The organism is Streptomyces sp. NPDC060049 (genome assembly GCF_042736715.1).
Classification (GTDB): domain Bacteria; phylum Actinomycetota; class Actinomycetes; order Streptomycetales; family Streptomycetaceae; genus Streptomyces.
This window is the reverse complement of the sequence record NZ_JBHWVV010000018.1, coordinates 1-18,673: the sequence shown is the minus strand read 5'-3', so window position 1 is coordinate 18,673 and position 18,673 is coordinate 1. Positions and strand designations below refer to the sequence as shown.

Sequence of the window (18,673 nt, the reverse complement as noted above, 5' to 3'; positions counted from 1 at the left end):
GGGCCCCGGCCACGGCACAGGGCGGTCCTCGCGCGGCCCGCCCTGTCGGTGGCCTCGCTTAGGCTTCCGGTGTGGAACCAGACCTCTTCACCGCCGCTGCCGAAGACCGCCAGGCGAAGGACCCCTCCAGTTCTCCGCTCGCCGTCCGCATGCGCCCGCGCACGCTGGACGAGGTCGTGGGCCAGCAGCACCTGCTGAAGCCCGGCTCGCCGCTCAGGCGGCTCGTCGGGGACGGGGCGGGCGGTCCGGCAGGGGCCTCCTCGGTGATCCTGTGGGGTCCGCCGGGCACCGGCAAGACCACGCTCGCCTACGTGGTGAGCCAGGCGACGAAGAAGCGGTTCGTGGAGCTGTCCGCTATCACGGCCGGCGTGAAAGAGGTACGGGCGGTCATCGAGGGCGCCAAGCGGGCGGCCGGCGGCTACGGCAGGGACACCGTCCTCTTCCTCGACGAGATCCACCGCTTCAGCAAGGCGCAGCAGGACTCGCTGCTGCCGGCCGTGGAGAACCGCTGGGTCACGCTGATCGCCGCGACCACGGAGAACCCGTACTTCTCGATCATCTCCCCGCTGCTCTCGCGGTCCCTGCTGCTGACCCTGGAACCGCTGACGGACGAGGACCTGAGCGCGCTGATGCACCGGGCGCTGACGGAGGAGCGCGGGCTGGGCGGGGCCGTCTCCCTGCCGGCCGACGCCGAGGCGCACCTGCTGCGGATCGCGGGCGGCGACGCCCGGCGGGCCCTCACGGCCCTCGAAGCCGGCGCGGGCTCCGCGATCGCCAAGGGCGAGCCCGAGATCAGCCTCCAGACGGTGGAGGAGGCGGTGGACCGGGCGGCGGTCAAGTACGACCGGGACGGCGACCAGCACTACGACGTGGCGAGCGCGCTGATCAAGTCGATCCGCGGCTCGGACGTGGACGCGGCGCTGCACTATCTGGCGCGGATGATCGAAGCGGGCGAGGACCCGCGGTTCGTCGCCCGGCGGCTGATGATCTCGGCGAGCGAGGACATCGGGCTGGCCGACCCGACGGCCCTGCCGCTCGCGGTGGCGGCGGCGCAGGCGGTGGCGATGATCGGCTTCCCCGAGGCGGCGCTGACCCTGTCGCACGTGACGATCGCGCTGGCCCTGGCCCCGAAGTCGAACACCGCGACGACGGCGATCGGAGCCGCGCTGGCGGACGTGCGGGCCGGGCTGGCCGGCACCGTGCCCGCGCACCTGAGGGACGGGCACTACAAGGGGGCGGCGAAGCTGGGGCACGCCGTGGGGTACGTCTACCCGCACGACGTGCCGGGTGCGATCGCCGCGCAGCAGTACGCGCCGGACGCGGTGCACGGCAAGCGGTACTACGAGCCGACGCGGTACGGGGCGGAGGCGCGGTACGCGGACGTGGTGGAGAAGGTGCGCGAGCGGCTGCGCGGGGGGTCCTGACCCGCGGACCCGCGTCCGGCGGCCGGCGTCCGGCGGCCGGCCCGGGCCCCGCGCCCGCGCCTGGGCCGTCCAGGGCCGGGTCTTAAGCCTGGACGAACAGGGTGCGCATCGCCCGGCGCAGCTCGCGGACGTCGCCCACCGGCTCCGGGAAGTCGAAACGGGCGTCGAACGCCGGCCCCGGCCGCGTCCCCGTGTCGACGCGCGTGAAGCGCACCCGCAAGCCCAGGCGGTCCAGGGCGAGGGGGACCGCTTTCAGGTCCTGCGCCTCCCGGGTGCCGAGCAGCGCGCGGAGGTCGGCCATCCGGTCGCCGTGCGCCGTGGCCAGGTGCTGGAGGAGCTCGGTCTCGTGCGCCGCCAGCGGGTCGGGTTCGGCCGCGGCCATCAGCTCCGGGTCCACGTGCTCGGCGCCCCACAGGTCGTCCACGGAGATCTCCCCGACCTCCAGGCGCAGCAGCGTCCAGGCCGGCCGGCCGGAGTACGGGGCTTCGAGCGACTCGGACAGCGCGAGGAGCTCGCCGACCGGGTGGCGCTCCGCCAGCAGGGCCGCGCAGGCCGCCCGGTCGTCGGCCCCGCGCACCGCAGTGAGCCACCCCGCGAGCCACGCGCGGCCTCGGATACGATGGGGCACGGACACCGGCGCCACATCCGTGATCTCGATCACGGCGGTGAGGTCGTCGTCCTGGGCGTAAGCGGCTGCCCTGGCAGCCGCGGATTCTCCTGGTACCAGGAGAATCACGTCCCCGTCCGGTGTGACGGTCCTTGCGGCCGGCGCGCCTGTTCCGAGCTCTCCCTGGTCAAGAGACCGCAGTGTGTCGAAAGCACCCGGGATCGTGAGGGATACTGAGGCGTTGGACTCTACGAGGGTTCGTACGCGTTCGGCTCCGGTGAGCTGCCGAACGCCTTCCCTGGGACGCGGCTGACCTTGCTTATCGTCGTCGAAAGCAGATCCTGTTTCGTTTGGATCTGAACTTCGATGCGCACTGGGCAGGGGGATCCCATGTGGTCGAGACATTACGTCCTCCTCGCTAAGGTAAGCCTCACCTAACTTACATGGAGGTAGGTTCCACGTGAACCAGAAGCGACCCAAGGTCAAGAAGTCGCGTGCCCTCGGCATTGCGCTGACCCCGAAGGCCGTCAAGTACTTCGAGGCCCGCCCCTACCCGCCGGGCGAGCACGGCCGTGGCCGCAAGCAGAACTCGGACTACAAGGTTCGTCTGCTGGAGAAGCAGCGTCTGCGCGCTCAGTACGACATCTCTGAGCGTCAGATGGCCCGCGCGTACGACCGCGCCAAGAAGGCCGAAGGCAAGACGGGCGAGGCGCTGGTCGTCGAGCTCGAGCGTCGCCTCGACGCCCTGGTTCTGCGTTCGGGCATCGCCCGCACCATCTACCAGGCCCGCCAGATGGTCGTTCACGGCCACATCGAGGTCAACGGTGACAAGGTCGACAAGCCGTCGTTCCGTGTCCGCCCGGACGACGTCATCACGGTGCGCGAGCGCAGCCGCGAGAAGGTTCCGTTCCAGGTTGCCCGTGAGGGTGGCTACGCAGGCGAGGGCGAGACCCCCCGTTACCTGCAGGTCAACCTGAAGGCCCTGGCCTTCCGCCTGGACCGCGACCCGAACCGCAAGGAAATCCCGGTCATCTGCGACGAGCAGCTCGTCGTCGAGTACTACGCCCGCTGATCCAGCGGACGTAGCCTCACAGGCTGGTCAGCCCGCCGGCTCCCCCTTGGGGGAGCCGGCGGGCTTCCTGCTTTCCGCCCCCGGGCGGCCCATCGTCCGGCCGGCGTCGGCGCGGGGCCTCGGCAGCGGCCCCGCCGGCGCGGGCGCCGGCTCCGGCCCCCGAAGGGCCCGCTCCACCAGCGCGTCCACCCCCAGCGTCCGCCCGTGCCGGGCGCAGGAGGCGTACCGCTCGGCGCCCAGCAGCTCGCCGGACCGCTCCTGGCACATCAGCCGCGGAGCGTTGAAGTACCCCGAGCCGAACAGCCGCATCCCCACCGCGCCCCACATCGGCTCCGCGGCGCCCTGGAGCACCGCGGCTTCCGCCGGATGCCCCTCGGCGACCGTCACCAGCGCCAGCAGCTCCACCGCCAGAACCAGCCCGACCAGGTCGCGGAACACGTGGTTGACGCTCACGCACTCCGACAACAGCCGCCGCGCCTCGGCCGTGCCTCCCGCGTCCAGCGCCGCGTAAGCCAGCACGTACAGGGCGTACGCCTTGGTCCATCGCTCCCCGCGCTCCGCGCAGATGTCCCGGACCTCCTCGCACAGCGAGACCGCCCCCGGAAGCTCGCCCTGGAAGGCCAGTGCCATCGCCAGCTCGACCTGGCACATCAAGACGTTGCTGTTCAGCTCCCCGGCCTCGCGGTAGAGCTCCAGCGCCGAGCCCAGCAGCTCGCGGGCCCGCGCCATGTCGTCCGAGATCAGCGCCAGGCAGCCCATCCGGTGCACCGCGTACGCGCCCGCCACCTTGTTCCCGCTCTGCGCGGCCCCGTCCCGGCACTCGTACAGCGCGCTCATCGAAGCCACCGCGTCTCCCTGCAGGGCGGCGACGTACCCGAGGACCCACAGCGCCTTCAGCCGGGAGCTCTCGTACCCCGCCGGCTCGGCGGGGTCGCCCTCCAGGGTGCGGTCGAGCCAGTGCCGACCCTCGGTGAGCCGGCCGCAGCCCGCCCAGTAGAACCAGAGCGTCCCCGCCAGGTACTGGCCGAGGTGGATCTCGTCCGGATCGTCGAGGCAGCACTCCAGAGCGAGCCGCAGGTTCGCCAGCTCCGCCTCCACCAGCGAGGCGACCTCCTGCTGGCGCGGGCTGAACCAGTCCAGTTCGCACCAGGTGGCCAGGCCCATGTACCAGTCCCGGTGCCTGCGCCGCAGCCGCCCCGCGTCGCCCAGCGACTCCAGCCAGCCCGCCCCGTAGAGCCGTACGGTCTCCAGCATCCGGTAGCGGACCCCGGCGACCGTCTCCTCCCGGACCAGCAGGGACTGCGCCAGCAGCTCCCCGACCAGGTCCAGCACCGACTCCACCGGCAGGTCCGGGCCCGCGCACACGTACTCGGCGGCTTCCAGGTCGAACTGCCCCGCGAAGACCGACAGCCTCGCCCACAGCAGCCGCTCCCCGGCGGTGCACAGCTCGTGGCTCCAGCCGATCGCCGTGCGCAGCGCGCGGTGGCGGGGCAGCGCTCCGCGCGAGCCGCCCGTCAGCAGGGCGAAGCGGTCCTCCAGTCGGGACAGCACCTGCGCAGGGGACAGTGCGCGCAGCCGGCCCGCAGCAAGCTCCAGCGCCAGGGGCAGCCCGTCGAGCCGGGCGCACAGCTCGGCCAGCACCCTCCGGTTGGCCTCCGTCACGGTGAAGGAGGGATCGGCCGCCGCGGCCCGGTCGACCAGCAGGGCCAGGGCCTCGTCCGGTTCCAGCGGGGCCAGCGGCCAGGACAGCTCGCCGTCGAGGGTCAGCGGGCGCCGGCCGGCGGCGAGCACCCGCAGGCCGGGGGAGCCGCGCAGGAGGTCCCGTACGAGGGCGGCGGTCTCGTCGACCAGCTGCTCGAAACCGTCCAGGACCAGCAGCATTCGCCTCTCGGCCAGATGTTCGGTGAGGACCGTCCGGGTCGGCCGGGTGGTGTGGTCGGTCAGCCCGAGCGCCTCGGCGACGGTCAGTTCCAGTAGCGCCGGATCCCGTACGCAGGACAGCTCGGCCAGCCACACGCCGTCGCAGTAGCGTTCCTGCGGCGGGCCGGCGGTCTCGGCCGCCGACGCGGGGTCCGCGGGATCCGTCTGATCCGCCGCGCGGTCCGCCGCCCGCGCTGCGGCCCTGGCCGCGGCCAGGACCAGCCGGGACTTGCCGACGCCGCCGGCGCCGGTCACGGTGACCAGCCGCGAGGACCCCAGCAGTCGCTCCAGCCCGGCCAGTTCGACACCCCGCCCGACGAACCCGCTCAGGTCCGAGGGAAGATTGCCCGGAGTCCTTCGGGGAATGGGTCTCTGTCGCATGGGACACGGAGGGTACTGGTCCGGATGCTCTGCGTACAAGGCGGGCCACGGCCCGGCCGCCCCGCACGAGCGCGGCCGCCGAATTCCGGTACTGCGGCGGATCTCCGGCGCGATAGGGTCGGAGGACGACTTTTTCGCTTGATGAACGATGTGTAGAGAGCGGTGTGACGTGACCGGTGGAGAGGTGGCCGGGATCCTCGTGGCCGTCTTCTGGGCCATCCTGGTCTCCTTCCTGGCCGTGGTGCTGGTGAGGCTGGCCCAGGTGCTCAAGGCGACCACCAAGCTGGTGGCCGAGGTGACCGACCAGGCAGTTCCGCTGCTCGCGGACGCCTCCACCACCGTCCGCTCCGCGCGCACCCAGCTGGACCGGGTCGACGCCATCGCGAGCGACGTCCAGGAAGTCACCTCCAACGCCTCCGCGCTGTCCTCCACCGTGGCGTCGACCTTCGGCGGCCCGCTCGTCAAGGTCGCGGCCTTCGCCTACGGCGTCCGCAAGGCGCTGGGCAAGGGCGACGCCGCACAGGACGCGCCGCGCAAGACGACCCGGCGAACCGTGATCGTCGGCCGTACGGTGCCGGCGCCCCGGCGCCGGAAGCAGAAGGGCTGAGACCTCCGATGTTCCGCCGAGCCTTCTGGTTCACCGCCGGCGCAGCCGCCGGCGTGTGGGCCACCACCAAGGTCAACCGTCAGCTCAAGAAGCTGACCCCGGAGAGCCTCGCCGCGCAAGCCGCCGACAAGGCGCTCGAGGCGGGCCACCGCCTCAAGGACTTCGCCCTCGACGTCAAGGCGGGAATGTCGCAGCGCGAGGACGAGCTGAACGACGCACTGGGCCTCCACCAGGACCCCGACCGGCCCGGCAGCGTCACCGCCCTTCCCGGGCCGCGGCGGCTGCGGTCCCTGGGGCACGACCCGCACGACAAGCACGACCAGACCACCACGTACCGCTCGCGCCCGGCGGCGGATTCGTACAACCGGAATGAGGACCACTGATGGAGTCGGCTGAAATCCGCCGCCGCTGGCTGAGCTTCTTCGAGGAGCGCGGTCACACCGTTGTCCCTTCGGCGTCGCTCATCGCGGACGACCCGACTCTGCTGCTGGTGCCCGCCGGCATGGTGCCGTTCAAGCCGTACTTCCTCGGTGAGGTCAAGCCTCCGGCGCCCACGCTCACCAGCGTGCAGAAGTGCGTCCGTACGCCGGACATCGAAGAGGTCGGCAAGACCACCCGCCACGGCACGTTCTTCCAGATGTGCGGCAACTTCTCCTTCGGCGACTACTTCAAGGAAGGCGCCATCAAGTACGCCTGGGAGCTGCTCACCAGCTCCGTGGCGGACGGCGGCTACGGCCTGGAGCCGGAGAAGCTCTGGATCACGGTCTACCTCGACGACGACGAGGCCGAGGCCATCTGGCGCGACAAGATCGGCGTCCCGGCCGAGCGCATCCAGCGCCTGGGCAAGAAGGACAACTTCTGGTCCATGGGCGTCCCGGGTCCCTGCGGCCCCTGCTCGGAGATCAACTACGACCGCGGTCCCGAGTTCGGCGTCGAGGGCGGCCCCGCCGTCAACGACGAGCGCTACGTGGAGATCTGGAACCTGGTCTTCATGCAGTACGAGCGCGGCGCGGGCGACGGGAAGGAAGACTTCCCGATCCTCGGCGACCTGCCGTCGAAGAACATCGACACCGGTCTCGGTCTCGAGCGCCTCGCCATGATCCTGCAGGGCGTACAGAACATGTACGAGACCGACACCCTGCGCGTGGTCATGGACAAGGCCACCGAGCTGACCGGCGTGCGGTACGGCGCCGCCCAGGGCACGGACGTCTCGCTGCGCGTCGTCGCCGACCACATCCGCACCTCCGCCATGCTCATCGGCGACGGCGTGACCCCCGGCAACGAGGGCCGCGGCTACGTGCTGCGCCGCATCATGCGCCGCGCCATCCGCAACATGCGCCTCATGGGCGCCACCGGGCCGGTCATCCAGGAGCTCGTCGACGTCGTCATCGACACGATGGGGCAGCAGTACCCGGAGCTGGTCACCGACCGCAAGCGCATCGAGACCGTCGCGCTCGCCGAAGAGGCCGCCTTCGTGAAGGCCCTGCGCGGCGGCACGAACATCCTCGACACCGCCATCACCGAGACCAAGGCCACCGGTGGCACGGTCCTGGCCGGCGACAAGGCGTTCCTGCTCCACGACACCTGGGGCTTCCCGATCGACCTGACCCTGGAGATGGCCGCCGAACAGGGCCTCGCCGTGGACCAGGACGGCTTCCGCCGCCTCATGCAGGAGCAGCGGGACAAGGCCAAGGCCGACGCCAAGGCCAAGAAGACCGGCCACGCGGACATGTCCGCCTACCGGGAGATCGCCGACGGCGCCGGCGCCACCGAGTTCACCGGCTACGCCACCAACCAGGGCGAGTCCACCATCGTCGGCCTCCTGGTCAACGGCCTCTCCGCGCCCGCCGCCTCCGAGGGCGACGAGGTCGAGGTCGTCCTGGACCGCACCCCCTTCTACGCCGAGGGCGGCGGCCAGCTCGCCGACCAGGGCCGCATCAAGCTCGACTCGGGCGCCGTCATCGTCGTCCGCGACGTGCAGCAGCCGGTCCCGGGCGTCTCCGTGCACAAGGGATCCGTCCAGGTCGGCGAGGTGACGGTGGGCGCCTCCGCGTACGCCGCCATCGACGTGAGCCGCCGCCGGGCCATCGCCCGCGCCCACTCGGCCACCCACCTGACCCACCAGGCGCTGCGCGACGCGCTCGGCCCCACGGCCGCCCAGGCCGGTTCGGAGAACTCGCCGGGCCGCTTCCGCTTCGACTTCGGCTCGCCGAACGCCGTTCCCGGCACGGTCCTCACCGATGTCGAGCAGAAGATCAACGACGTGCTCTCCCGCGAGCTCGACGTCACCGCCGAGATCATGAGCATCGACGAGGCGAAGAAGCAGGGCGCCATCGCCGAGTTCGGCGAGAAGTACGGCGAGCGCGTGCGCGTCGTGACCATCGGCGACTTCTCCAAGGAGCTGTGCGGCGGCACCCACGTCGGCAACACCGCCCAGCTGGGCCTGGTGAAGCTGCTCGGCGAGTCCTCCATCGGCTCCGGCGTGCGCCGCGTCGAGGCCCTCGTCGGTGTGGACGCCTACAACTTCCTCGCCAGGGAGCACACGGTCGTCGCCCAGCTCCAGGAGCTGGTCAAGGGCCGCCCGGAGGAGCTGCCGGAGAAGATCGCCTCCATGCTCGGCAAGCTGAAGGACGCCGAGAAGGAGATCGAGAAGTTCCGCGCGGAGAAGGTCCTCCAGGCCGCCGCCGGCCTCGCCGCCAACGCCCAGGACATCCACGGCATCGCCCTCGTCGTGGGCACGGTGCCGGACGGCACCGGCGCCGACGACCTGCGCAAGCTGGTCCTCGACGTCCGCGGCCGCATCCAGGGAGACCGCCCGGCCGTCGTGGCCCTGTTCACCACGGCGAACGACCGCCCGCTGACCGTCATCGCCACCAACGAGGCGGCCCGCGAGCGCGGGCTCAAGGCCGGCGACCTGGTCCGTACGGCCGCCAAGACCCTCGGCGGCGGCGGTGGCGGCAAGCCGGACGTCGCCCAGGGCGGCGGCCAGAACCCGGCCGCCATCCCGGAGGCCATCAGCGCCGTCGAGCGCCTCGTCGTAGAGACGGCCTGACGATGACACTGCGCCGCGGCCGCCGCCTGGCCATCGATGTCGGGGACGCCCGGATCGGGGTCGCCTCGTGCGACCCCGACGGGGTGTTGGCCACACCGGTGGAGACGGTGCCGGGCCGGGACATTCCCTTCGCCCACCGGCGGCTGCGGCAGCTCGTCGAGGAGTACGACCCCATCGAGGTGGTGGTCGGCCTGCCCCGCTCGCTCAGCGGGCGGGAGGGGCCGGCCGCGGCCAAGTGCCGCGCCTTCGCCACGGAACTCGCCAAGGGCATCAAGCCCGTGACGGTGCGTCTGGTGGACGAGCGGATGACGACGGTCACCGCCGCCCAGGGGCTGCGGGCCTCGGGACGCAACGCGAAGAAGGGCCGTTCGGTCATCGACCAGGCGGCCGCCGTGGTGATCCTTCAGAACGCTCTGGAGACCGAACGGGTATCAGGTAATCCGCCCGGCGAGTGCGTCGAAGTGGTTGTCTGATCGCGATACGGTAACGTTCCGCGCGAAGTGACGGCATTCGAACAGCCGTCGCCCACCAAGAGGCGGAACCGGGTGTCGCGGCGGACGGAGCCGCGGCCAACGCCCTGCGGCGCGCTAGGGGATCGATGACTGAGTATGGCCGGGGCCCTGGCTCCGAACCGTGGCACCCCGAGGAGCCCCAGTACGGGGACCAGGGGTGGACCGGGCACGAGGCCCAGCAGGGTCATGTGCCTTACGTCGATGGCCAGCAGCCGTATCCGCAGCAGCCGCAGCACCAGCAGCAGCCGCAGTACCAGCAGCAGTACCAGGAGCAGCAGCAGTACCAGCAGTACCAGGAGCAGCAGCCGTATCCGCAGTACCAGCAGGAGCCGCAGTACCAGCAGCAGGTCCAGTACCAGCAGCAGGCGCAGCAGCAGTACCAGCAGCAGCAGGAGACGTACGGGGGCCAGGGCTGGGACACCGGCCAGATCCCGGTCGGCCCGGACCAGAACCGCGGTTTCGACCCGAACGCCGGATTCGCACCCCAGTACGCGGAGGCCGTGCAGACCGCCGACCCGTACGCGGAGGCCGTGCAGACCGCCGACCCGTACGCGGGCGCGGAGCCGTACGCACAACAGCACGCGGGCGGCTACCCCGGCGAGGCCCCCGACCTCTACGGCACTCCCGACGCCTTCCCGCCGCCGCGCCCCCCGGGCCGGCGGCACCTGGAACCCGATGAGCGGGTGCAGGAGGAAGAGGTCGAGGCCGACGAGGCCGGGGGCTCCTTCCTCGGTGGTGGCGGCGACGACGGTGACGACGACGAGTCCGGCGGCGGACGCTCGGGCCGTTCCGGCGGCAAGCCGAAGAAGCGAAGCGGCATGGCCTGCCTCATCGCGGCCGTGGTCATCGTGGGCGTGCTCGGCGGTGGCGGCTACTACGGCTACACCTACCTGAAGGACAAGTTCGGCGCGGCCGCGGACTTCGCGGGCTCCGGCATCGACGAGACCGTCGACGTGGAGATCCCCAAGGGTGCGGGCCTGGGCCAGATGGGCCGCATCCTGAAGGAGAAGGGCGTCGTCGCGAGCGCCCAGGCGTTCGTCGACGCTGCGAACGCCAACCCCGACGGCAAGAAGATCCAGCCCGGCGTCTATCCGCTCAAGAAGAAGATGTCGGCCGCCTCGGCGGTCGAGGTCATGACCGACCCCTCCAAGCTGCACGTGCTCACCATCACGGAGGGCATGCGCAACACCAAGGTCTACGACGCGATCGACAAGAAGCTCGAAAAACCGGCGGGCACCACCAAGGACATCGCCTTCAAGGAGGCCAAGAACCTGGGCCTGCCGGCGTGGGCGAACAACGACCCGAAGCTCATGGACCCGCTCGAGGGCTTCCTGTACCCGATGCGCTACGACCTGACCAAGGACAGCACGCCGGAGTCCCTGCTCAAGCAGATGGTCAAGAACGCCACCGACAAGTACACGGAGCTCGGGGTCGAGGGCAAGGCCAAGGACCTGGGCCTGAGCAACCCGCTCCAGGTGATCACGGTCGCCAGCCTCGTCAACGCCGAGGGCAAGAACCACGACGACTTCCGGAAGATGGCCGAGGTGGTCTACAACCGCCTCAAGAAGACCAATGACGTCACGAACCGGAAGCTGCAGTTCGACTCGACGTACAACTACGTCAAGGGCACGACCGATATCAACTTCAACCTCACCGAGGCCAAGGCGTTCGTCCATCCGTACAACACGCACAACGTTGCGGGACTGCCCCCGGGCCCGATCGGGAACCCGGGCCTGGAGGCGCTGACCGCCACGCTCGACCCGGACCACGGCGGCTGGATGTTCTTCGTGTCGGTCGACGGTGACAAGACGACCTTCACCCAGACCTACGATGAGCACCTGAAGCTCGTCGCCGAGTTCCAGGAACGACAGAAGCAGAAGAACGGCGGGTAGCAGGACATGTCACGGATACGGGCCGCGGTGCTGGGTTCGCCCATCGAGCACTCCCTCTCGCCGGTGCTGCACCGCGCCGCGTACCAGGAGCTCGGCCTCGACGACTGGTCCTACGACCGCTTCGAGATCGACGAGGCCGCGCTCCCCGGGTTCATGGCTCAGCTCGGCCCCGAGTGGGCCGGGCTGTCGCTGACCATGCCGCTCAAGCGGGCGGTCATCCCGCTGCTCGACGGCATCAGCGACACCGCCGCCTCCGTCGAGGCGGTCAACACGGTCGTCCTCACCGAGGACGGCCGCCGCGTCGGCGACAACACCGACATCCCGGGCCTGCTCTGCGCCCTCGGTGAGCAGGGCGTGGCCAAGGTGGAGTCGGCCGCCATCCTCGGCGCCGGCGCCACCGCCTCCTCGGCGCTCGCCGCGCTCGCGCGGATCTGCTCCGGTGAGGTGACCGCGTACGTACGCTCGTCGGCCCGCGCCGCCGAGATGCGCGAGTGGGGCGAGCGGCTCGGCGTGGACGTCCGCACGGCCGACTGGTCGCGGGCGGCCGAGGCGCTGGCCGCGCCGCTGGTCATCGCGACCACCCCGGCCGGTGCCACCGACGAGCTGGCCGGCTCCGTGCCCGCCGGGCCGGGCACGCTCTTCGACGTCCTCTACGACCCGTGGCCCACCGCGCTGGCCGCCGCGTGGTCGGGCCGCGGCGGCAAGCTCCTCGGCGGCCTGGACCTGCTGGTCCACCAGGCGGTGATCCAGGTCGAGCAGATGACCGGCCGTACCCCGGGCCCGCTCGCCGCCATGAGGGCCGCCGGAGAGAGGGCGCTGGCCGCCCGGTAGGCTTTCCGCCCGCATAGTTGATCTTGGGGGCGGTATGGGTGGGACAGTCGCGGGCCTGGTACTCGCGTCGAAGTGGGACGTCCCCTTCGCCGTCGTCACCGCACTCAGGGTGGCTTTCGGCGGCCTGCCCGTCTGGGCAAAGGCGACCATCTTCGGAATCCTCGGCTCCGTCGCCCTGTGGGCAGTGGTCACCCGGCTCCGGCAGCGCCGTGACCAGGTCACCTGACGGACAAGGCGTCCGATAGCTGGACCGGGGCCCGGTATACCCGTCCGGACATGGGAGGATCAGGTACGGCGGGTCCGGGCCGCGCACCCGATCGCGCCGTCGCTGGATCAGGCGCGAGCATGAGGAGCATCGTTGAGCAGGTTGCGTTGGCTGACGGCCGGAGAATCGCACGGCCCGGCGCTGGTGGCGACGCTGGAGGGTCTTCCCGCCGGCGTCCCGGTCACCACGGAGCTGGTGGCCGAACACCTGGCCCGGCGCCGACTCGGCTACGGCCGCGGTGCCCGGATGAAGTTCGAGCAGGACGAGATCACCTTCCTCGGCGGCGTTCGCCACGGGCTGTCGCAGGGGTCGCCGGTCGCCGTCATGATCGGCAACACCGAGTGGCCCAAGTGGGAGACCGTCATGTCGGCCGACCCGGTCGACCCCTCGCTGCTCAAGGAAACCGGCCGCAACGCGCCGCTGACCCGCCCCCGCCCCGGCCACGCCGACCTCGCGGGCATGCAGAAGTACGGCTTCTCCGAGGCCCGGCCGATCCTGGAGCGCGCCAGCGCCCGTGAGACCGCCGCCCGCGTGGCCCTCGGCGCCATCGCCCGCTCCTTCATCAAGGAGGTCGCGGGCATCGAGATCGTCTCCCACGTCGTGGAGCTGGCGGCCGCCAAGGCCCCGTACGGCGTCTACCCGACCCCCGCCGACGTCGAGAAGCTCGACGCCGACCCGGTGCGCTGCCTCGACGCCGACGCGTCGAAGGCGATGGTCGCGGAGATCGACCAGGCCCACAAGGACGGCGACACCCTCGGCGGCGTCGTCGAGGTCCTCGCCTACGGGGTTCCCGTCGGCCTCGGTTCGCACGTGCACTGGGACCGCCGCCTCGACGCGCGCCTCGCGGCCGCGCTCATGGGCATCCAGGCCATCAAGGGCGTGGAGGTCGGTGACGGCTTCGACCTGGCCCGCGTGCCCGGCTCGCAGGCGCACGACGAGATCGTCTCCACCCCCGAGGGCATCAAGCGCACCTCCGGCCGCTCCGGCGGCACCGAGGGCGGTCTGACGACCGGTGAGCTGCTGCGCGTACGGGCCGCGATGAAGCCGATCGCGACCGTGCCGAAGGCCCTCGCGACCGTGGACGTGGCCACCGGCGAGGCGACGGTGGCCCACCACCAGCGCTCCGACGTCTGCGCCGTGCCCGCCGCGGGCATCGTCGCCGAGGCCATGGTCGCCCTGGTGCTGGCCGACGCCGTCGTGGAGAAGTTCGGCGGCGACTCCGTCCCGGAGACCCGCCGCAACGTCCGCTCGTACCTCGACAACCTGCAGATCCGGTGACCCCCGCACCCGCAGCCGGCCCCCTGGTCGTACTCGTCGGCCCCATGGGGTCCGGCAAGTCCACCGTGGGCGAGCTGATCGCACGGCGCCTCGGCGTCTCCTACCGGGACACGGACGCCGACATCGTGGCGGCCCAGGGCCGGGCGATCTCCGACATCTTCGTGGACGAGGGCGAGACGTACTTCCGCGAGCTGGAGCGGGAGGCGGTCGCGGCCGCCGTCGCCGGGCACGACGGAGTGCTCGCACTCGGCGGCGGCGCCGTCCTCGACGAGGAGACCCGGCGGCTGCTGACCGGGCTGCCCGTCGCCTACCTCTCGATGGACGTCGAGGAAGCCGTCCGGCGCGTGGGCCTCGGCGCCGCGCGCCCGCTGCTCGCCGTCAATCCGCGCCGCCAGTGGCGCGAGCTCATGGAGGCCAGGCGCCCCCTGTACAACGAAGTCGCGCGTGTCGTGGTGACCACCGACGACCGCACCCCCGAAGAGGTCGCACAGGCGGTCCTCGACGCTCTGGAGTTGAAGAACGCATGACAGACCAGGTGACGCGGATCCAGGTCGGCGCGAGCGCCGGACACGACGCGTACGAGGTGCTGGTCGGCCGGCAGCTGCTGGGCGAGCTCGGCTCCCTGATCGGCACGAAGGCCCGGCGGGTGGCCGTCATCCACCCCGAGGCCCTCGCCTCGACCGGTGAGGCACTGCGCGACGACCTCGCCGCCCAGGGTTACGAAGCCGTCGCCATCCAGGTGCCGAACGCCGAGGAGGCCAAGACGGCCGAGGTGGCGGCGTACTGCTGGAAGGCCCTGGGCCAGTCCGGCTTCACCCGCACCGACGCCATCGTCGGCGTCGGCGGGGGAGCCACCACCGATCTCGCGGGCTTCGTCGCCGCCTCCTGGCTGCGCGGGGTGCGCTGGATCGCCGTACCGACCACCATCCTGGCGATGGTGGACGCGGCCGTCGGCGGCAAGACCGGCATCAACACCGCCGAGGGCAAGAACCTCGTCGGCGCCTTCCACCCGCCGGCCGGCGTGCTCTGCGACCTGGCGGCGCTGGAGTCGCTGCCCGTCAACGACTACGTCAGCGGCCTCGCCGAGATCATCAAGGCCGGATTCATCTCCGACCCGGTGATCCTCGACCTCATCGAGGCGGACCCGGAGGCGGCCCGCACGCCCGCCGGCCCGCACACGGCCGAGCTGATCTGCCGCTCCATCCAGGTCAAGGCGGACGTGGTCTCCAGCGACCTCAAGGAGTCGGGGCTGCGGGAGATCCTGAACTACGGGCACACCCTCGCGCACGCCATCGAGAAGAACGAGCGCTACAAGTGGCGGCACGGCGCCGCCGTCTCCGTCGGCATGGTCTTCGCGGCCGAGCTCGGCCGGCTGGCGGGCCGCCTCGACGACGCGACGGCCGACCGGCACAAGGCGGTCCTGGCCTCGGTGGGGCTGCCGCTGACCTACCGCGGCGACCAGTGGCCCAAGCTGCTCGAGACCATGAAGCTCGACAAGAAGTCCCGTGGCGACCTGCTGCGCTTCATCGTCCTGGACGGGCTGGCCAAGCCGACCGTCCTGGAGGGCCCGGACCCGGCCGTCCTCGTGGCGGCCTTCGGGGAAGTCACGGCCTGACCCGTCCCGTGAGGTCACGACCGGGCCCGGCCAGGTCGTGACCTCCGAACGTCACCGCCCGGACAACCGTGCGACCGCGTGCCCGACCAGCCCCTCGGGTCATATAACGTTCTCGCATCAGTCGGGCTGGAACGGGACGGAGTGGCAGCGGATGGAGCATGGAGTGGCGGGCGGGAGCTGGGAGCCGCCGGGGAGCCGGCACCCCGCGGCGCCCCCGCACCCGCAGGCGCCCCCGGCGCAGGGCTGGCCCGTACCGGCCGCGCCCTCCGGGGCCGCGCCCGCGCCGGGGCCCCAGGACGCCGCCACCGGGCACATACCGCTGCCGCCCGCCGCCCCGGGCACCGGCGGGGCCACCCTCGCGGTACTGCTGATCGGTCCCGCGGGCGCGGGCAAGACCACCGTGGCCCGCCACTGGGCGGGCACCCGGCCCGTCCCCACCGCGCACGTCAGCCTCGACGACGTGCGGGAATGGGTGTGCTCCGGCTTCGCGGACCCGCAGGCCGGATGGAACGACCACTCCGAGGCCCAGTACCGCCTCGCCCGCCGCACCTGCGGCTTCGCCGCCCGCAACTTCCTCGCCAACGGCATCTCCTGCATCCTCGACGACGCCGTGTTCCCGGACCGCCCGGTCGTGGGCCTCGGCGGCTGGAAGCGCCACGTCGGTCCCGCGCTGCTGCCGGTCGTCCTGCTGCCCGGCCTGGAGATCGTCCTGGAGCGCAACGCGGCCCGCTCCGGGAACCGGCGGCTCTCCGACGAGGAGGTCGCGCGCATCCACGGCCGCATGGCCGGCTGGTACGGATCCGGGCTGCCGATCATCGACAACTCCCACCTCGACGTCGAGGGCACCGCCCGCGCCCTGGACGAGACCCTGGCCCGCGCCATCTCGGCCCCGGCCTACTGAGCCGTCCCGGGCGCCCGGGACTCCACCCCTCCCGCGACCTCGTACGGCTCCGCTCGCCGGGCCGGATGCGCGAAGCGCTCGTAGGCTCGGAAACATGTCAGACGTGTACGCGGCCCGCCGGGGCCTGCTTCGCGACCGCTGTGCGGCCGCCGGAAACGCCGCCGCACTCATCACGCGTCCGGCGAACGTCCGCTACCTCTCCGGGGCCGCGCCGCCGGGCGCCGTCCTGCTGGTCGGACCCGGTGGCGAGGACATGCTGTTCTGCGCCGGGCAGCCCTCCGGGGAGGCCGACGAGGGACGGCTCGACGGGAACCTGCGGCTCTGTGTGCTGGCGGGCCCCGGCGCGGATCCCGCCGTCGCGGCCGCCGACCTGGCCGCCGGCGCGCACGCCGACTCCCTCGCCGTCGAGGAGCACCACATCACCGTGGGCCGCCACCGCGCGCTGCGCTCCGTGGCCCCCCGACTGCGCCTCGCCGACCTGGGGAGCGCCGTCGAGCAGCAGCGCCTCGTCAAGGACGAGCAGGAGATCGCCTGCCTGCGGATCGCCGCCGAGATCGCCGACCAGGCCCTCGGCGAACTGCTGGAATCGATCCTGGTGGGCCGCACCGAGCGGCACCTCGCCCTCGAACTGGAACGCCGCCTCGTGGACCACGGGGCCGACGGCCCGGCCTTCCCGACCTCCGTAGGCACGGGCCCCCACTCCGGCCGTTCCCGGCACCGGCCCTCCGACCGCCGGGTGGAGGAGGGCGACTTCCTCTCCGTCTGCCTCGGCGCGAACTACCGCGGGTACCGCTGCGAGATCGGCCGCACCTTCGTGATCGGCACGACCCCCGCGGAGTGGCAGATCGAGCTGTACGACCTCGTCTTCGCAGCCCAGCGGGCGGGCCGGGAGGCACTGCTGCCGGGGGCCGCGTACCGAGACGTGGATCACGCCGCCCGCTCCGTGCTCGACTCCGCTGGTCACGGCGAGGCCGTCGCGGCGTGGACCGGACACGGAGTCGGTCTCGAAATCGACGAGGACCCGCAGCTTGCACCTACGGCCATGGGTAAACTGGACGCTTGCGTGCCGGTCACCGTCGAACCGGGGGTTCACCTCCCGGGCCGGGGCGGTGTCCGGATCGATGACACGCTCGTCGTACGCCCCGAGGCGGACGGCGGTCCCGAGCTACTCACCATTACGACCAAGGAGCTGCTCGCGCTCTAGCCCGTACCGCCGGGCTGTGCGCGCACCCGTGGTCTTCCAGTGCAGGAGATTCCCACACCGTGGCTTCCACGAACGACCTCAAGAACGGCATGGTGCTGAAGCTCGACGGGGGCCAGCTCTGGTCCGTCGTCGAGTTCCAGCACGTCAAGCCCGGCAAGGGCCCGGCCTTCGTGCGCACCAAGCTGAAGAGCGTCATGTCCGGCAAGGTCGTCGACAAGACGTTCAACGCCGGCACCAAGGTCGAGACCGCCACCATCGACCGCCGCGACATGCAGTTCTCGTACATGGACGGCGAGTACTTCGTCTTCATGGACATGGAGGACTTCGACCAGCTCATGGTCGACAAGAAGGCCGTCGCCGACGCCGCCAACTTCCTCATCGAGGGCATGACCGCCTCCGTGGCCCGCCACGAGGGCGAGGTGCTCTACGTCGAGCTCCCGGCCGCCGTCGAGCTGGTCATCCAGCACACCGACCCGGGCGTCCAGGGCGACCGCTCCACCGGCGGCACCAAGCCGGCGACGCTGGAGACGGGCCACGAGATCCAGGTCCCCCTCTTCGTCAACACCGGCGAGAAGGTCAAGGTCGACACCCGCACCAGCGACTACCTCGGCCGGGTGAACGGCTAACCGTGGCTGCCCGGAGCAACGCGCGCAAGCGCGCTTTCCAGATCCTGTTCGAGGCCGACCAGCGCGGGGTGTCCGTGCGCGAGGTCCTCGCGGACTGGATCCGCCACTCGCGGTCGGACACCGACCGACAGCCTTCGGTGAACGAGTTCACCATGGAGCTCGTCGAGGGGTACGCCGACAAGGTGGACCGCATCGACGATCTGATCGCCACCTACGCGGTGGACTGGGACCTCGACCGGATGCCGGTCGTGGACCGGAACATCGTGCGCCTCGGCGCCTACGAGCTGATCTGGGTGGACGGCACCCCGGACGCCGTGGCGATCGATGAGGCCGTCCAGCTGGCCAAGGAGTTCTCCACGGACGAGTCGCCCTCGTTCGTGAACGGACTGCTCGGCCGCTTCAAGGACCTCAAGCCGAAGCTGCGTCGCAGCGAGAGCTGATACGCGCCGGTCCGGCGTGGACGGAGGGCCCGCAGCGCACGCGCGC

Annotated in this window: 18 protein-coding genes; 16 read left to right on the top strand and 2 right to left on the bottom strand. The window is 71.6% G+C overall.

Annotation, left to right across the window (positions count from 1 at the left end; all coding sequences use genetic code 11):
• The first annotated feature begins 71 nt into the window (after positions 1-71).
• Positions 72-1,424 carry a replication-associated recombination protein A gene (locus tag ACFWBY_RS28750; protein ID WP_385339954.1) on the top strand — a complete coding sequence of 451 codons (1,353 nt, stop codon included), beginning with the start codon at positions 72-74 and terminating at the stop codon, positions 1,422-1,424.
• 82 nt (positions 1,425-1,506) lie between these two features.
• Here ACFWBY_RS28750 and ACFWBY_RS28745 read toward each other — a convergent pair whose 3' ends face one another.
• The gene (locus tag ACFWBY_RS28745) at positions 1,507-2,436 is read right to left on the bottom strand and encodes a DUF2470 domain-containing protein (RefSeq protein WP_385339952.1); all 930 of its coding nucleotides are present in this window, start codon (positions 2,434-2,436) and stop codon (positions 1,507-1,509) included.
• A 55-nt stretch (positions 2,437-2,491) separates the two neighbouring features.
• Between ACFWBY_RS28745 and rpsD the strand changes: the two genes are divergently transcribed.
• The gene (gene rpsD, locus ACFWBY_RS28740) at positions 2,492-3,103 is read left to right on the top strand and encodes a 30S ribosomal protein S4 (RefSeq protein ID WP_008740451.1); all 612 of its coding nucleotides are present in this window, start codon (positions 2,492-2,494) and stop codon (positions 3,101-3,103) included.
• 27 nt (positions 3,104-3,130) lie between these two features.
• On the opposite strand, the gene ACFWBY_RS28735 is transcribed toward rpsD, so the two are convergent.
• The gene (locus tag ACFWBY_RS28735) at positions 3,131-5,404 is read right to left on the bottom strand and encodes an ATP-binding protein (RefSeq protein WP_385339950.1); all 2,274 of its coding nucleotides are present in this window, start codon (positions 5,402-5,404) and stop codon (positions 3,131-3,133) included.
• Between the two features lie 169 nt (positions 5,405-5,573).
• On the opposite strand from ACFWBY_RS28735, the gene ACFWBY_RS28730 reads away from it, so the two are divergent.
• The 14 genes from ACFWBY_RS28730 (at position 5,574) to nusB (ending at position 18,627) form a co-directional block, all read left to right on the top strand.
• Entirely contained in the window at positions 5,574-6,011 is a 438-nt protein-coding gene (locus tag ACFWBY_RS28730) for a DUF948 domain-containing protein (RefSeq protein ID WP_385339948.1), read from the top strand.
• Between the two features lie 8 nt (positions 6,012-6,019).
• Complete coding sequence (locus ACFWBY_RS28725) at positions 6,020-6,394, top strand: DUF6167 family protein (RefSeq protein ID WP_385339946.1); 375 nt, start codon at positions 6,020-6,022, stop codon at positions 6,392-6,394.
• A complete protein-coding gene (gene alaS, locus ACFWBY_RS28720; RefSeq protein ID WP_385339944.1) occupies positions 6,394-9,063 on the top strand; it encodes an alanine--tRNA ligase in 2,670 nt (889 codons plus the stop codon). The genes ACFWBY_RS28725 and alaS overlap by 1 nt, the downstream gene beginning before the upstream one ends.
• Positions 9,064-9,065: 2 nt before the next feature.
• A complete protein-coding gene (gene ruvX, locus ACFWBY_RS28715) occupies positions 9,066-9,536 on the top strand; it encodes a Holliday junction resolvase RuvX (protein ID WP_214948206.1) in 471 nt (156 codons plus the stop codon).
• Between the two features lie 125 nt (positions 9,537-9,661).
• Positions 9,662-11,467 carry an endolytic transglycosylase MltG gene (gene mltG, locus ACFWBY_RS28710; protein ID WP_385339942.1) on the top strand — a complete coding sequence of 602 codons (1,806 nt, stop codon included), beginning with the start codon at positions 9,662-9,664 and terminating at the stop codon, positions 11,465-11,467.
• A gap of 6 nt (positions 11,468-11,473) precedes the next feature.
• Positions 11,474-12,298 (top strand): shikimate dehydrogenase, encoded by an 825-nt coding sequence (locus ACFWBY_RS28705; RefSeq protein WP_385339940.1) that lies wholly within the window; start codon positions 11,474-11,476, stop codon positions 12,296-12,298.
• A gap of 34 nt (positions 12,299-12,332) precedes the next feature.
• On the top strand, positions 12,333-12,524 hold the full coding sequence (locus ACFWBY_RS28700) for a hypothetical protein (RefSeq protein ID WP_385339938.1): 192 nt from the start codon (positions 12,333-12,335) through the stop codon (positions 12,522-12,524).
• 132 nt (positions 12,525-12,656) lie between these two features.
• Positions 12,657-13,841 (top strand): chorismate synthase, encoded by a 1,185-nt coding sequence (gene aroC / locus ACFWBY_RS28695; protein ID WP_385339936.1) that lies wholly within the window; start codon positions 12,657-12,659, stop codon positions 13,839-13,841.
• A gap of 44 nt (positions 13,842-13,885) precedes the next feature.
• Entirely contained in the window at positions 13,886-14,368 is a 483-nt protein-coding gene (locus ACFWBY_RS28690; RefSeq protein WP_385340002.1) for a shikimate kinase, read from the top strand.
• A complete protein-coding gene (aroB, locus tag ACFWBY_RS28685) occupies positions 14,365-15,456 on the top strand; it encodes a 3-dehydroquinate synthase (protein WP_385339934.1) in 1,092 nt (363 codons plus the stop codon). Before ACFWBY_RS28690 ends, aroB begins: the two co-directional genes overlap by 4 nt.
• A 151-nt stretch (positions 15,457-15,607) precedes the next feature.
• Entirely contained in the window at positions 15,608-16,357 is a 750-nt protein-coding gene (locus tag ACFWBY_RS28680; protein WP_385339932.1) for an AAA family ATPase, read from the top strand.
• A 94-nt stretch (positions 16,358-16,451) separates the two neighbouring features.
• Positions 16,452-17,561 (top strand): M24 family metallopeptidase, encoded by a 1,110-nt coding sequence (locus ACFWBY_RS28675; RefSeq protein WP_385339930.1) that lies wholly within the window; start codon positions 16,452-16,454, stop codon positions 17,559-17,561.
• A 59-nt stretch (positions 17,562-17,620) separates the two neighbouring features.
• Positions 17,621-18,187, top strand: coding sequence for an elongation factor P (gene efp, locus ACFWBY_RS28670; RefSeq protein ID WP_385339928.1), 567 nt, complete (start codon positions 17,621-17,623; stop codon positions 18,185-18,187).
• A 2-nt stretch (positions 18,188-18,189) separates the two neighbouring features.
• The gene (nusB, locus tag ACFWBY_RS28665; protein WP_385409721.1) at positions 18,190-18,627 is read left to right on the top strand and encodes a transcription antitermination factor NusB; all 438 of its coding nucleotides are present in this window, start codon (positions 18,190-18,192) and stop codon (positions 18,625-18,627) included.
• Positions 18,628-18,673: the final 46 nt, after the last annotated feature.